At 60.3% G+C, this 14307-nt stretch carries 18 protein-coding genes; 2 read left to right on the top strand and 16 right to left on the bottom strand.

The features are described from left to right. Nucleotides 1-20: 20 nt before the first annotated feature. The 8 genes from R3X27_RS13475 to rplB form a co-directional block, all read right to left on the bottom strand. Nucleotides 21-965, bottom strand: a complete 945-nt coding sequence (locus R3X27_RS13475; RefSeq protein WP_317709378.1) for a hypothetical protein — start codon at nt 963-965, stop codon at nt 21-23. A gap of 125 nt (nt 966-1090) precedes the next feature. After that, on the bottom strand, nt 1091-1417 hold the full coding sequence (locus tag R3X27_RS13470) for a hypothetical protein (RefSeq protein ID WP_317709377.1): 327 nt from the start codon (nt 1415-1417) through the stop codon (nt 1091-1093). Nucleotides 1418-1661: 244 nt separating this feature from the next. Beyond that, complete coding sequence (locus R3X27_RS13465; RefSeq protein WP_317709407.1) at nt 1662-2282, bottom strand: 2OG-Fe(II) oxygenase family protein; 621 nt, start codon at nt 2280-2282, stop codon at nt 1662-1664. A gap of 120 nt (nt 2283-2402) precedes the next feature. Beyond that, nucleotides 2403-2816 (bottom strand): 50S ribosomal protein L16, encoded by a 414-nt coding sequence (rplP, locus tag R3X27_RS13460; protein WP_317709376.1) that lies wholly within the window; start codon nt 2814-2816, stop codon nt 2403-2405. A gap of 12 nt (nt 2817-2828) precedes the next feature. Then, nucleotides 2829-3551, bottom strand: coding sequence for a 30S ribosomal protein S3 (gene rpsC, locus R3X27_RS13455; RefSeq protein ID WP_317709375.1), 723 nt, complete (start codon nt 3549-3551; stop codon nt 2829-2831). Further along, the gene (gene rplV / locus R3X27_RS13450) at nt 3551-3931 is read right to left on the bottom strand and encodes a 50S ribosomal protein L22 (RefSeq protein ID WP_317709374.1); all 381 of its coding nucleotides are present in this window, start codon (nt 3929-3931) and stop codon (nt 3551-3553) included. Before rplV ends, rpsC begins: the two co-directional genes overlap by 1 nt. 6 nt (nt 3932-3937) lie before the next feature. Next, nucleotides 3938-4216 carry a 30S ribosomal protein S19 gene (rpsS, locus tag R3X27_RS13445; protein WP_317709373.1) on the bottom strand — a complete coding sequence of 93 codons (279 nt, stop codon included), beginning with the start codon at nt 4214-4216 and terminating at the stop codon, nt 3938-3940. 3 nt (nt 4217-4219) lie between these two features. Continuing rightward, nucleotides 4220-5062: a 50S ribosomal protein L2 gene (gene rplB, locus R3X27_RS13440; protein ID WP_317709372.1), complete on the bottom strand. Its 843-nt coding sequence runs from the start codon at nt 5060-5062 to the stop codon at nt 4220-4222. A gap of 525 nt (nt 5063-5587) precedes the next feature. Here rplB and R3X27_RS13435 point away from each other — a divergent pair. Beyond that, the gene (locus R3X27_RS13435; RefSeq protein ID WP_317709371.1) at nt 5588-5911 is read left to right on the top strand and encodes a hypothetical protein; all 324 of its coding nucleotides are present in this window, start codon (nt 5588-5590) and stop codon (nt 5909-5911) included. A 91-nt stretch (nt 5912-6002) separates the two neighbouring features. Next, nucleotides 6003-7580, top strand: coding sequence for a hypothetical protein (locus tag R3X27_RS13430; RefSeq protein WP_317709370.1), 1578 nt, complete (start codon nt 6003-6005; stop codon nt 7578-7580). 132 nt (nt 7581-7712) lie between these two features. On the opposite strand, the gene R3X27_RS13425 is transcribed toward R3X27_RS13430, so the two are convergent. The 8 genes from R3X27_RS13425 to rpsL all read right to left on the bottom strand — a co-directional run bounded on the left by R3X27_RS13425 (nt 7713) and on the right by rpsL (nt 14053). Next, nucleotides 7713-8009: a 50S ribosomal protein L23 gene (locus tag R3X27_RS13425; protein ID WP_317709369.1), complete on the bottom strand. Its 297-nt coding sequence runs from the start codon at nt 8007-8009 to the stop codon at nt 7713-7715. Further along, nucleotides 8006-8626 (bottom strand): 50S ribosomal protein L4, encoded by a 621-nt coding sequence (rplD, locus tag R3X27_RS13420; protein ID WP_317709368.1) that lies wholly within the window; start codon nt 8624-8626, stop codon nt 8006-8008. The genes R3X27_RS13425 and rplD overlap by 4 nt, the downstream gene beginning before the upstream one ends. Then, complete coding sequence (gene rplC / locus R3X27_RS13415) at nt 8623-9360, bottom strand: 50S ribosomal protein L3 (protein ID WP_317709367.1); 738 nt, start codon at nt 9358-9360, stop codon at nt 8623-8625. The genes rplD and rplC overlap by 4 nt, the downstream gene beginning before the upstream one ends. Nucleotides 9361-9375: 15 nt before the next feature. Beyond that, nucleotides 9376-9687, bottom strand: a complete 312-nt coding sequence (gene rpsJ / locus R3X27_RS13410; protein WP_317709366.1) for a 30S ribosomal protein S10 — start codon at nt 9685-9687, stop codon at nt 9376-9378. Nucleotides 9688-9820: 133 nt separating this feature from the next. Next, the gene (gene tuf / locus R3X27_RS13405; RefSeq protein ID WP_317709365.1) at nt 9821-10996 is read right to left on the bottom strand and encodes an elongation factor Tu; all 1176 of its coding nucleotides are present in this window, start codon (nt 10994-10996) and stop codon (nt 9821-9823) included. Between the two features lie 60 nt (nt 10997-11056). Further along, nucleotides 11057-13174, bottom strand: a complete 2118-nt coding sequence (gene fusA / locus R3X27_RS13400; RefSeq protein ID WP_317709364.1) for an elongation factor G — start codon at nt 13172-13174, stop codon at nt 11057-11059. 24 nt (nt 13175-13198) lie between these two features. Continuing rightward, entirely contained in the window at nt 13199-13669 is a 471-nt protein-coding gene (gene rpsG / locus R3X27_RS13395; RefSeq protein WP_317709363.1) for a 30S ribosomal protein S7, read from the bottom strand. A 12-nt stretch (nt 13670-13681) separates the two neighbouring features. After that, a complete protein-coding gene (gene rpsL / locus R3X27_RS13390) occupies nt 13682-14053 on the bottom strand; it encodes a 30S ribosomal protein S12 (RefSeq protein WP_008182915.1) in 372 nt (123 codons plus the stop codon). Nucleotides 14054-14307 lie beyond the last annotated feature (254 nt).

The following is a 14307-nucleotide window of genomic DNA, read 5'->3' as shown; positions in this document are numbered from 1 at the left end:
CCCGACGACATGAGATCAAGTTATCCATACGGAAACAAACGCACCTGTTCAGGCTCGAATCCTGAAGATGGATACGCCATACAATAGACGTCCGAGTATCTCCAACGCGGGTATTTCTGCTGCGTGAAGATGCGTTCGGTTGCCTCTATTGTCCGCCAACTCGGGCCATACTGCGCTGACAGCAAAGTCCAAAGCGCAGCGAGCGCCTCCAAAACGGACATCAAGCTCGCTCGATGAAAATGCTTTGCTCTGTCGTGTTTCGCTGCGTTGTAGCTGTCATACCATTGCAGCGACTTTGTTGGAGCCTTGCGGCACCATTGTTCGAAAGGCCTAAACTCGCCGAGCCAAGGCATTTCCGAAAACTCGACTGAATACTCGTTCAACCGCATTGGCTCAAGAAGTCGTATGAAGTCGCCTGTCCGATATTGATCTTTTTCGACACCGTTCGCGCGAAGCACGCCGCGCATCTGATTCTCGCACTCGGTGCATATCAGTAGGAGCAGATTGCGTGTTCGGTTCCCGTAGGAATCAAAGTTCTCTCGGGTTGGTTCAATGGCCTCCAGAACCTCGTCAAGTTGCCTTACCAGCGATGAGAAGTGACGGGCAGAACCATATTGTTCTCGCCTATCGACTCTGAAAAAGCTGGGAACATCGAGCGGATGCTGGTCGGTTGACCTCGCGATTCTTGGATAGAACTGCCCCGGTTGGAGCGTCATCTGGTGCAGCACCACATTCTGCGTGAACTGTTTGCGGAGAGTTTGAGAAACGGTACTTGTTCCCTCGACCGGCACTGGTGTGAAGTTCGGAACTCCAACCCGTGTCAATAGCTTGCCGTCCTTTCTCCAGACATTCCCCGCGTGACCCCACGAGACCCCGATGAACAAAGCCTCCTCAATGTCGTGGTCCGTTTCTTCGTCTGAATCCAATGCCCGTTGGTTGGGTGCGAGCTTTGGTTGACCATTCATTGTTAAGTCCGCCCTTTTGATCTAGCGGCATGAGGATGTCAGTCTGATGATTTGAAAGCCAGCATCAAATGTCCGCAGGCGAGTCGGTCAGGAATTTCACGTCACCCTTCCTTTCCCCTCAATCCTCAAACCCACCACGATACCCGCCCTCGCCGGAGCCGGGATAACCCGCCGCCCGCGCTCTGCTGCCCCGCCTCCTGCGCGGCCTCGAACCGGCGGGCCGTATCCTCAAACTCCCGACGCACCTGATCGACCGAGCGACCGTCGAACCGTTCGATCATCTCCAGGTCGCGCATCGACACCACGGCGACGAAGGGCCGGCCATGTTTGGTCAGCAGGATGCGTTCGGGGATATGGTTCACCCGCGCTGTCCACATCGCAATCTGCGTGCGAAACGCGCTGAGCGGCATCATCTGGGTTTTGACAGTGGGGGCGGGGGACAGCTCGGACATACCCGCATCACACCTCACCCCGGTTTCGGGACCGTTAACCCTGCGCGCGCAGCCACAGGCAAAACCTTTCGACCAAACTTTCGGTCAATACCCCAGCCCGATTTGACCGAAAAAGCGACCGAACCCGGACTCCAGCCTCCTCAAACCCACCTCAACGAAGGGTTTCGGTCGAAAAACAGGTCATATCAGTCGTATTTTCGGTCAACTAAGACCCCGGTTTCGTACGAAACGACCGATACTCCGGTCAATCCCAGCGGTAATTGAAGCTCACGCTGATCCGCTCATCCTCGGCCATGTTCATCGGCACCTCATGCCGAAGCCAGCTCTCCCAGAGCAACACATCCCCGACCTTCGGCTTCATATGGATAAAGGTCTTCAACTCCCGCCGCGCCCCTTGTTTTCTTGGCGGCGCCGCCATCATCCGCCCCGACCGAGGATCCTCCAGCTTCAACGCCGACGCCCCCTCCGGCATCGACACATAGGTCGTCCCCGAAATCACCGAATGCGGATGCAGATGCGAGGAATGCGTCCCGCCTTCCGGCAGGATATTGATCCAGAGATCCTCCAGCTTAAGCTTTCGCCCATCCAGGTCCAGCTCCAAATCTTCAGCAAAAACAGCGACATGCCGATCCAGCGCCTCCTTCAGATCGGCAAAGACCGGAAACCGCCAGGGAAGATCGCTCAGCGACGCGTAAGACGTGTACCCCGGATACCCATTCTCCTCGCACCATTGCTGGCCCGCCTCATCATCCTCCGCGATGACAAGACAGGATGTCTCAAGCTCTTGAGGATCAATGGTTTTTCCCTGCTCCTTAAGCTCTGCGCGGTAAAGACGGGTGACAAAAAGGGTCTCGATCTGGGGCATGACGTCCTCGGCAGCTTGATCCAGCTTCAGGATAACCATTTGTCCTGAAAAGAAAAACCCCCGCCGAGTACAGCGGGGGTTTCAGGATTTCTCAAACTCTGCGTGCGAACACGCAAAGCCTTACCAGTCTTCGCGAACCACGACCCGGGTCTTGATCGGCAGCTTCATCGCGGCAAGACGCAGAGCCTCGCGAGCGACCTCATCAGTCACACCGTCGATCTCGAACATCACGCGGCCAGGCTTGACCTTGGCGGCCCAGAAGTCGACCGAACCCTTACCTTTACCCATCCGAACTTCTGTCGGCTTGGAGGTAACCGGGGTATCCGGGAAGATCCGGATCCAGACGCGACCCTGACGCTTCATGTGACGCGTCATGGCCCGACGGGCGGCTTCGATCTGGCGTGCGGTGATGCGCTCCGGCTGGGTCGCTTTCAGGCCGTAATGGCCAAAGTTCAGGTCAGACCCGCCCTTGGCTTCGCCCTTGATCCGGCCCTTGTGGAGCTTGCGGAATTTTGTGCGCTTCGGTTGCAGCATATTCTCTACTCCTTACCCACGGTCGCGGCGACCGCCGCCACCTGAGCCACGGGGACCAGGCGCATCCTGAAGCTCCTGAGCCTTGCGGTCACGCGCCGCAGGATCGTGCTCCATGATCTCGCCTTTGAAGATCCAGACCTTGATGCCGATGATGCCGTAAGCCGTGAGGCTGTCTTTCTGGGCATAATCGATATCGGCCCGCAGTGTGTGCAGAGGCACACGACCTTCACGATACCATTCGGTCCGGGCGATCTCGGCGCCACCAAGGCGGCCCGCGACGTTGACCCGGATACCAAGGGCACCCATGCGCATCGAGTTCTGAACCGCGCGCTTCATGGCGCGGCGGAACGAGACACGACGCTCCAGCTGCTGGGCGATGGATTCAGCGACCAGCGCCGCGTCCAGCTCAGGCTTGCGAACCTCGATGATGTTGAGGTGCACTTCGCTGTCGGTCATGTTGGCGAGCTTCTTGCGAAGCACCTCGATATCCGCGCCCTTCTTGCCGATGATGACACCGGGACGGGCCGTGTGGATCGTCACGCGACACTTCTTGTGCGGACGTTCGATGATCACGCGGGAGATACCGGCCTGCTTGCACTCTTTCTCGATGAAATCGCGGATCGCGACATCTTCGAGCAGCAGGTTTCCGAAATCCTTGGTGTCGGCGTACCAGCGGCTGTCCCAGGTGCGGTTCACCTGCAGGCGCATGCCGATCGGATTGACTTTATGACCCATTAGGCTTGCTCCTCGACCTGGCGGACCTTGATGGTCAGTTCCGCGAAGGGCTTGTTGATCCGGCCGTAGCGACCGCGCGCCCGGGGGCGACCACGCTTCATGACCAGGTTCTTGCCAACCCAGGCTTCCGCGACGATCAACTCGTCAACATCCAGGTTATGGTTGTTTTCGGCATTGGCGATCGCGGACTGAAGGCATTTCTTCACGTCCTCGGCGATCCGCTTATGCGAGAAGGTCAGGTCCGTCAGGGCCTTTTCAACCTTCTTGCCGCGGATCATCTGCGCGACCAGGTTCAGTTTCTGAGGGGACGTCCGGAGCATGCGCACCTTGGCCATCGCCTCGTTCTCCGCCACGCGGCGGGGATTCTTTTCCTTGCCCATGGTGGATTACTTCCTCTTGGCTTTCTTGTCCGCCGCGTGACCATAGTAGGTGCGCGTCGGAGCGTATTCGCCGAATTTCTGGCCGATCATGTCCTCGGACACGTTGACCGGAATATGCTTGTGGCCGTTGTACACACCGAAGGTGAGACCAACGAACTGCGGCAGGATGGTGGAGCGGCGCGACCAGATCTTGATGACCTCGTTGCGGCCCGACTCGCGAGACTTCTCGGCCTTCTTCAACACGTAGCTGTCGACGAAGGGACCTTTCCAAACGGAACGCGACATCTATCAGCGACCCTTCTTCTTGGCATGACGCGAACGCACGATGAGCTTCTGCGACGCCTTGTTGGTGTTGCGGGTGCGCGCACCCTTGGTCGGCTTGCCCCAGGGGGTGACCGGGTGACGACCACCAGAGGTCCGGCCTTCACCACCACCATGCGGGTGATCGATCGGGTTCATGACCACACCACGGACAGACGGACGCTTGCCCATGTGGCGGACACGACCGGCTTTACCGAGGTTCTGGTTGGAGTTGTCCGGGTTCGACACGGCACCGATGGTGGCCATGCATTCCTGACGCACAAGGCGAAGCTCGCCCGAGCTGAGGCGGATCTGGGCGTAGCCACCGTCACGGCCGACGAACTGGGCATAGGTGCCCGCGGCGCGTGCGATCTGACCACCCTTGCCGGGCTTCAGCTCGATATTGTGGATGATGGTGCCGATGGGCATGCCCGAGAACGGCATCGCGTTGCCCGGCTTCACGTCCACTTTCGAGGAGGCAATGACCTTGTCACCGACAGCGAGACGCTGGGGGGCAAGGATATAGGCCTGCTCGCCATCTTCATACTTGATCAGCGCAATGAAGGCGGTCCGGTTCGGATCGTATTCGATCCGCTCGACGGTCGCCGACACATCGAACTTGTTGCGCTTGAAATCGACGATGCGATAGAGGCGTTTCGCCCCGCCACCGCGGCGTCGTGCAGTGATACGTCCGGTGTTGTTCCGGCCACCCTTCTTCGTCAGACCCTCGGTGAGGGATTTGACGGGGCGTCCTTTCCACAGCTCCGAACGGTCGATCAGCACCAGCCCGCGCTGGCCCGGCGTCGTCGGCTTATACGACTTGAGTGCCATGCTTTCTGTCTTCCGTTAGCTTTGCAGGGCTTCGCGCCCCGCTATGTATGGGCCTTTCGGCCTTGGTATAGGGCCCTCGTGAGAGGTCCCCGGGTTTTGCTCTTGCGAACAATACCAAAGCCCCGGACGAATCCGGGGCCGTGGCGATGCGCCCTGATAGGAGAGGCGTGGGGGCACGTCAAGCGATTCCGGGCAGCCCAGCCGTCTCGCAGCGCCAAATTCACCGACACCGCCTCTGTCGTGAAGCCGTGTCCCTGACAATCAGTCACGAAGGCAGATCGCCCTCCCCCCCCCGGTCGGCCACTCGGCCCCGCGCCCATCACCCGGCCATGTCTCCGCTTGACCGTTCCCGAATACACAACCCTCTGTCCCCGAAACACGAACAAACCCCCGCGAATTCGTCCCAATACCGCCCCATTCTCAAGGGTATATATTCCCGAAATGACGAGCGTTCCGACGGGAGCGCCAGGGCCAGGAAGGGACGGGCAGGTGCGAACGAAAGGTGCAGTCAAACATGACGAGAGCATGGTGGGATCCTGGGTCCTCATTCTGTCGTTATTCTCGCTGATGATTGCCTTCAGCTTCACCACAGATGCTCTAACTGGCGCGGAGGGCGGCGTCATTCTCGCTCGCACGCTGGAGCAGGACAGCATCACAGTGGCAGAAGAGTCCGCCTGCCGCGAAAGCGGCGGGACGAATTGCGCCTGCCAGGGACGCATCTCGGGCCATGTTCGGTATGAGGGCGCACTGCCCCGCCCCTATCTCACAATGAGCGCCGCCGAACGCCAGACACTCGCCCGTGCGCAATCCACGCAGCGCTGCGGCGACGAGACCGGGCAGTTCTTCTGACGACATCCCGTTCCGCCGCGCCGACTGGACAATGTTGCGACAGGCGTCGATGATCGCGCATAGCCAGACCAAAGAGTTCGGGACCAACATCATGTTCAAGACGGAAAGGCGAGCCGTCGCTATCGCGGCAAAGGCGGGAGCTTTCGCGTCGATTTTGATGCTCTATGGCTGCGGTGGATCCGCAGAGGACAGCGACGCGGCAGATTTCGCAATTTCCGGAACTCCGGTCCCACCCGAATCCTTTTCCGGCGCTCTGAGCCTCCGTGTTGCCGACAGTTTCGCCACGAAGGACGGCACTGACCTGCCTCTGGCACTTTACCTCGGCCTGGAGCCCAAGACGGAAACACGGCTCGGTATCAACGCCTTTCTCGACCTGCGCGAAATCCAACGCGCCCTGCCCGACCTGCTGTCCGGGAAGGTGGAAGCCGATTGCGGCCTAGATCTCGACATCGACTTCAAGGGCGCCGCCGCCGAAGAAAAATCCGTGCGCGCCAAGGGAACGGTCGAGGCCACCCTGTACAGATGTCGAGACCGCGACACGGCCGAAGAACGGCGCGGCCTCAGGCTATTGAGCCAGACCATCGATTTCGAGGCAGTCGCCAGCGCTTCGTTGCTGGAGGACTGCATTTCCGTGCAGTTGGCAGATCTCGAGCTTGAGCCGCAGGGACTGCTTGGCGGCGTGGCAGACCTCTTTGGTGTGACCAAGAGCGCGCGCAGCGCCATCCTCGCTGCGGCGGAGACAAAACTGGCCGAGAACCCGATATGCCCCGACCTGCCAAAGGCAATTCGGCAGCTCGATCCGGATTTCAGCGAGGCCGGGCTGCGAGAAATCGGCGAGGGCGGCCTCGGTGCGGCACTGTCCGGCTCCTTCGACCTGCGCGCGGCCAATATCGTCGAGTTGCTGTCGCTGGCGCAGGCCAACGGCATTTCCCCAGGTCCGAGCAAAACCTTGCCGGCGCCGACCACCGGGTCCGGCGTCAGTTACCGAATCGACGAGAGCCTCGCGACACTCGACACCGAAATAGCCTACGGGCTCGATCTTCGCATCTCGGAGACCGCGCCAACACGCCTTGGTGCCGATGCGATCCTGGATCTCCAGGACATTCAGCGCAAACTGCCAGACCTGCTCGCAAACGCAGTCCTTTTCGATAAATGTGGTGCCCGCATCACGCTCCAGGGTCTGGAAGCAACTGCGTCCGGTACAAGCCTGATCGCCACCGGGCCACTCGAACTGGAAAACTACGAATGTGAACGCACCGACCCGGGAACCTGGCAACGGGGAGCGTTGACGAATACGGAACGCGCACTCGTGCGGTTCGAGGCTTCGACGGAGGTCGAGGATACCTGCGTCATCTTCCGTCTGCTCGGCGTCGAACAAGACCCGCCACTGCCCTTCGTTGCTGTCGAGGGAGAGGATGACCGTCCGGAGGCAATCAAGGCCCTCTTGCTCGAAGCAATCGGCTTGATGCTCGAGCAACGCCCGCTCTGTCCCGATCTGCCGCCGGCTCTGGAACTGCTTGACCCGCAGTTCACGCGCGGGACACCGCATGAGATCGGCGACGGCGGGGTCGGGATTGCGCTGGAAGGCTCTGTCGACCTGCGCACCACGACGCTCGTCGAGGTCCTGAGCCTGCTGCAAAAGCGTGGCGTCCTTCCACCCTCCCCGTAAACGCCCACAAACAGAACAAAATACAAGCCATGCCCGTTTTTTCCACAGGTTGGGACGGGCCGTGAAAGGCCGTGCAAACGAAAAAGGCCCCCGCCGAGGCAGGGGCCAAATTCTGTCGATCAGGTCCGGGGCTCAGAGGCCAGTGGAAACGTCGATCGTGTTACCCTCTTCGAGGGTAACATAGGCTTTCTTGACGTCCTTGCGCTTGCCGAGTTTACCCCGGAAACGCTTGACCTTGCCTTTGGTGATGGTCGTGTTCACGGCCTTCACCTTGACGCCAAAGAGACCTTCGATGGCCTCCTTGATCTGCGGCTTGGCGGCGTCGATGGCGACCTCAAAGACCACGGCGTTCGTCTCGGAGGCCATGGTGGCCTTCTCGGTGATGACGGGCTTGCGGATCACGTCGTAATAGTCAGGCTTCACGCTCATTTCAGACGGGCCTCCAGTGCTTCGACACCCGCCTTCGTGATCACGAGCGTGTCACGCTTGAGGATGTCCATGACGTTGGCACCGATTGACGGCAGCACGTCCAGACCCTGAATGTTGCCGGCGGCACGGGCGAAATTCTCATTCACCTCGGCACCGTCGATCACCAGGGTGCGCTTCCAGCCGAGTTCCTTGACCTGCTTGGCCAGGGCGCTCGTCTTGGCGTCGTCCAGTGCGGCGGTCTCGATGACCACCAGATTGCCGGAAGCAACCTTGGACGACAGCGCGTGCTTCAGTCCAAGCTTGCGGACCTTCTTGGGAAGGTCGTGGGCATGGCTGCGCGGGGTCGGGCCCTTGTAGATACCACCCTTGCGGAAGATCGGCGCGTTGCGGCTGCCGTGGCGAGCGCCACCGGTGCCCTTCTGGCGATAGATCTTCTTGGTCGAGTAGCTGGTTTCCGAACGGGTCTTGACCTTGTGGGTACCGGCCTGCGCTTTGTTGCGCTGCCAGCGAACCACCTGGTGCAGGATGTCGGAACGCGGCTCCAGGCCGAAGACGTCTTCGGACAGTTCCACGTCGCCGGCGGCCCCGCCGTCGAGCTTGATCACATCAAGTTTCATTCTTCCGCACCCCCTTCAGCAGGCGCTTCGGCCGGAGCCTCGGCAACGGCGGCAGCTTCAGCGGCCTTAATGGCAGCCGGGAACGGCACGCCCTCGGGCAGCTTCTTCTTGACGGCGTCCTTGATGGTGACCCAGCCACCCTTGGAGCCCGGCACGGCGCCCTTGACCATGATCAGGCCACGGTCGGCGTCGATACGAACGACTTCCAGGTTTTGGGTGGTAACACGGGCAGCACCCATGTGACCGGCCATCTTCTTGCCTTTGAACACGCGGCCCGGGTCCTGACACTGACCGGTGGAACCGTGCGAACGGTGCGAGATCGACACGCCGTGCGAAGCACGCAGGCCGCCAAAGTTGTGCCGCTTCATGGCACCGGCGAAACCTTTACCAATCGAGGTGCCGGACACGTCGACCTTCTGACCGGCAATGTAATGCTCGGCAGAGATCTCGGCGCCAACGTCGATCAGGTTGTCCGGATCCACGCGGAACTCGGCCACTTTGCGCTTGGGCGCAACATTGGCGGCAGAGAAGTGACCGCGCATGGCCTGGCTTGTCCGCTTGGCCTTGGCAGAGCCAGCACCCAGTTGCACGGCGGTATATCCGTCGCGGTCCATGGTGCGCTGGTCAACGACCTGCAGGTTTTCAAGTTGAAGAACGGTCACAGGAACCTGCTTGCCGTCCTCGAGGAAGAGGCGGGTCATGCCCACCTTCTTTGCAATAACTCCAGAGCGCATAATCTGATGCCCTCCTTAGTTAAGCTTGATTTCGACGTCGACGCCGGCCGCCAGGTCGAGCTTCATCAGCGCGTCCACGGTCTGCGGGGTCGGGTCGACGATGTCGAGCAGACGCTTGTGGGTACGGATCTCCCACTGGTCGCGCGATTTCTTGTCGATGTGGGGGCCACGGAGAACCGTGAACTTCTCGACCTTGTTCGGCAGCGGGATCGGGCCGCGCACCTGGGCGCCCGTCCGCTTGGCGGTGTTGACGATTTCCTGCGTGCTGGAATCCAGCACACGGTAGTCAAACGCCTTCAGCCGAATACGGATGTTCTGGCTTTGCATTGTCAGTCAGCCTTATTCTCGGCATTGGAGTTGAGAGGTCGAATGCGGCTCATTCCACATCCGGCTTCGAACTCGGATAAAACGGTTGGGGCAGGCCCACAGGCCCACCCCGAAATCCAGTCTCGATCGACGATTACTCGATGATCTTGGAGACGACGCCGGCGCCGACGGTGCGGCCGCCTTCACGGATGGCGAAGCGCAGCTTCTCTTCCATCGCGATCGGGCAGATCAGATCGACTTCGAACTTCAGGTTGTCGCCCGGCATCACCATCTCGGTGCCTTCCGGCAGCGTCACGGTGCCGGTCACATCCGTCGTGCGGAAATAGAACTGCGGACGGTAGTTGGCAAAGAACGGCGTGTGACGGCCACCCTCTTCCTTGGTCAGGATGTAGGCCTCGGCTTCGAACTTCGTGTGCGGGGTCACGGAGCCGGGCTTGCAGAGAACCTGGCCACGCTCGACGCCTTCACGATCGACACCGCGCAGCAGCGCGCCGATGTTGTCGCCGGCTTCACCACGATCCAGCAGCTTGCGGAACATTTCCACGCCCGTGCAGGTCGTCTTGGAGGTGTCGCGGATGCCGACGATTTCGATCTCGTCGCCAACATTGATCACGCCACGCTCGACACGACCGGTCACAACCGTACCACGGCCGGAAATCGAGAAAACGTCCTCGATCGGCATCAGGAAGGGCTGGTCGACCGCACGCTCGGGGGTCGGGATGTATTCGTCGACAGCAGCCATCAGCTTCTTGATCGACTCTTCGCCGATCTCCGGGTTGTTGCCTTCCATCGCCGCCAGAGCGGAACCGGTCACGATCGGAATATCGTCGCCCGGGTACTCATAGCTTTCCAGAAGCTCGCGGATTTCCATCTCGACCAGCTCGAGAAGTTCGGGATCGTCCACCTGGTCCGACTTGTTCATGTAGACGACCATGTAGGGGATGCCGACCTGACGACCGAGCAGGATGTGCTCGCGGGTCTGGGGCATCGGGCCATCAGCGGCAGACACAACCAGGATCGCGCCGTCCATCTGGGCAGCACCGGTGATCATGTTCTTGACGTAGTCGGCGTGGCCGGGGCAGTCAACGTGGGCGTAGTGGCGACCGTCGGTCTCGTACTCGACGTGAGCGGTCGAGATCGTGATGCCACGGGCCTTCTCTTCGGGCGCGCCGTCGATCTGGTCGTATGCCTGAAAATCACCGAAATACTTGGTGATGGCCGCCGTCAACGTCGTCTTGCCATGGTCAACGTGACCAATGGTGCCGATGTTTACGTGCGGTTTGCTGCGGTCAAACTTTTCCTTAGCCATGATGGCCTCCTTGTCTCGTTGCGGGCGCCCGCAATGGGCACCCGAATTTGTTTGTTTCTCTTAGGCGTACTTGGCCTGGATCTCTTCCGAGATGTTCGACGGCACCGGATCATAGTGATCGAACTGCATCGAGAACTGGGCACGGCCGGACGACATCGAACGAAGGGTGTTGATGTAGCCGAACATGTTTGCCAGCGGCACGAAGGCGTTGATCGCGATGGCGTGGCCGCGCGGTTCCTGACCAGTCACCTGGCCGCGACGCGACGTCAGATCGCCAATGATGCCACCGGTGTAGTCTTCCGGCGTGATCACTTCGACCTTCATCACCGGCTCGAGCATCTTCGCGCCGGCTTTCTTCATGCCTTCGCGCATGCCCATGCGAGCCGCGATTTCGAACGCCAGAACCGAGGAGTCCACATCGTGGAACTTGCCGTCGATCAGCGCGACCTTGAAGTCGATGACCGGGAAGCCGGCAAGCGGACCGGAATCCATGACCGACTTGATACCCTTCTCGACGCCGGGGATGTATTCCTTCGGCACCGCGCCACCCACGATCTTGCTTTCGAAGGAATAACCTTCGCCAGCTTCCGTTGGGGTGATGACCATCTTGACTTCGGCGAACTGACCCGAACCACCCGACTGTTTCTTGTGGGTGTAGGTGTGCTCGACCTCTTTGGAGATGGTCTCGCGATAGGCCACCTGCGGCGCGCCGATATTGGCTTCAACCTTGAATTCCCGCTTGAGGCGGTCGACGAGGATGTCGAGGTGAAGTTCGCCCATGCCCTTCATGATGGTCTGGCCCGACTCGATGTCGGTTTCGACGCGGAAGGACGGGTCCTCGGCAGCAAGACGCTGAAGGCCCTGAGACATCTTCTCCTGGTCGGCCTTCGTCTTGGGCTCGACGGCAATCTCGATCACCGGATCGGGGAAGGTCATGGTCTCGAGGACGACCGGACCGTTGATCGCGCAAAGCGTGTCACCGGTGGTGGTGTCCTTGAGGCCGGCCAGCGCGATGATGTCGCCGGCAAACGCTTCGTCGATCTCTTCGCGGTTGTTCGAGTGCATCATCATCATACGACCGATGCGCTCGCGCTTGCCTTTGGTCGAGTTCAGGATCGAGTCACCCTTGTTCATCTTACCGGAGTAGATGCGGGTGAAGGTGAGCGAGCCCACGAAGGGGTCGTTCATGATCTTGAACGCCAGGCCGGCAAACGGCATGTCGTCATCGGCCCGACGGGCGATGTCACGGGTTTCCGTTTCGTCACCGGGCTTGAAGCCCATGTAATCGACAACGTCGAGCGGCGAGGGCAGGAAGTCCAGAACGGCGTTGAGCAGCGGCTGCACGCCCTTGTTCTTGAACGCGGACCCACCCAGAACCGGAACGAAGTCCAGTGCCAGAGTACCCTTGCGGATCAGCGCACGCAGCGTCTCAACGCTGGGCTCTTCACCTTCAAGATAGGCTTCCATGGCATCATCATCCTGCTCAACGGCAGTCTCGATCATCTTGCCACGCCATTCCTCGGCCAGCTCCTTGAGCTCGTCGCGGATCTCAACCTTCTCCCAGGAAGCGCCAAGGTCGTCGCCCTTCCAGAGCCACTCCTTCATGGTGATCAGGTCGATCTGGCCCTCGAGCTCGGTCTCGGCGCCGATCGGCAGGCACACGGGAACGGCACGAGACCCGGTACGGTCCTCGATCATCGCAACGCAGTTGAAGAAGTCGGCGCCGATCTTGTCCATCTTGTTGACGAAGACGATCCGCGGGACGTGGTAGCGGTCGGCCTGACGCCAGACGGTTTCGGTCTGCGGCTCAACGCCGGCATTGGCGTCCAGAACACAGACAGCACCGTCGAGCACGGCCAGCGAACGCTCGACTTCAATGGTGAAGTCAACGTGGCCGGGGGTGTCGATGATGTTCAGACGGTACTTCTCGGTCTCGGGGGTCACGCCATCTTCGGTGCGCTCCCAGAAGGTGGTCGTCGCAGCAGAGGTGATGGTGATACCACGCTCCTGCTCCTGCTCCATCCAGTCCATGGTCGCCGCACCATCGTGCACTTCGCCGATGTTGTGGGACTTGCCGGTGTAATAGAGGATACGCTCCGAGCAGGTGGTCTTGCCGGCATCAATGTGAGCCATGATGCCGAAGTTACGGTATCGGTCCAGAGGAAATTCGCGGGCCATGGAAGGGTCCTTGGGGGTAGGGTGTTACCAGCGGTAATGGCTGAACGCTTTGTTGGCGTCGGCCATCTTGTGGGTGTCTTCGCGCTTCTTGACGGCTGTGCCGCGAGAATTGACGGCGTCGATCAGCTCACCGGCCAGTCGCTCTTCCATCGTGTTCTCGTTGCGGCCGCGCGCGGCGGTGATCATCCAGCGGATGGCCAGGGCCTCGCGACGCTCGATGCGGACTTCGACGGGAACCTGGTAGGTCGCACCGCCAACCCGGCGGGAGCGAACTTCAACCGAAGGTTTCACGTTCTCCAGCGCCTCGGTGAAGACCTCGATCGGGGAGCGCTTGAGCTTTCCCTCAACCCGGTCCAGGGCGTTGTAGACGATCCGCTCGGCGGCAGACTTCTTGCCGTCGATCATCAGGTTGTTCATGAATTTGGTCAGCACCTTGTCGCCGAACTTGGCGTCAGGCAGGACTTCGCGCTTTTCAGCGGCGTGACGACGGGACATATCTGTCTCTCCTTACTTGGGACGCTTCGCGCCGTACTTGGAGCGACGCTGCTTCCGATCCTTGACGCCCTGGGTATCCAGAACACCGCGCAGGATGTGGTAACGCACACCGGGAAGGTCTTTCACACGACCGCCGCGGATAAGCACAACCGAGTGCTCCTGCAGGTTGTGGCTTTCACCGGGGATGTAGCTGATCACCTCGAAACCGTTGGTCAGACGAACCTTCGCCACCTTACGCATGGCCGAGTTCGGCTTCTTCGGGGTGGTGGTGTAGACGCGGGTACAAACCCCACGCTTCTGCGGGCAGCTCTCAAGGTGCTGCGACTTGGATCGTTTTACTTTCGGCTGCCGCGGCTTGCGGATCAGCTGTTGGATCGTCGGCATTCCGGTTTCCCCAGTCTAGCTTTCTTCTTCGTCTCGCGCGGTCCGCGAGGGGCTGTTTTTCATGTCACACATTGCGCGTCCGCAAAGCGTGAAACCCCGCAGGCGTTTCCTCGTACACGGAAACGACGCGGGTGGGATTTCAGAGGATCGGGGCGCAAGCCCGGATCGTGTCCACTTCAGTTCTGTAAGGTCGGTCGAACGGAGTCCCCGTGACCGAGTGGCCGTGCATTAGAGAGAATCGCGAAGGTTGTCAA

It is taken from the genome of Tropicimonas sp. TH_r6, from assembly GCF_033101155.1.
Lineage (GTDB): Bacteria > Pseudomonadota > Alphaproteobacteria > Rhodobacterales > Rhodobacteraceae > Tropicimonas.
Note: the sequence above shows the minus strand (reverse complement) of the source record. Positions and strands in the feature narration are given on the sequence as shown.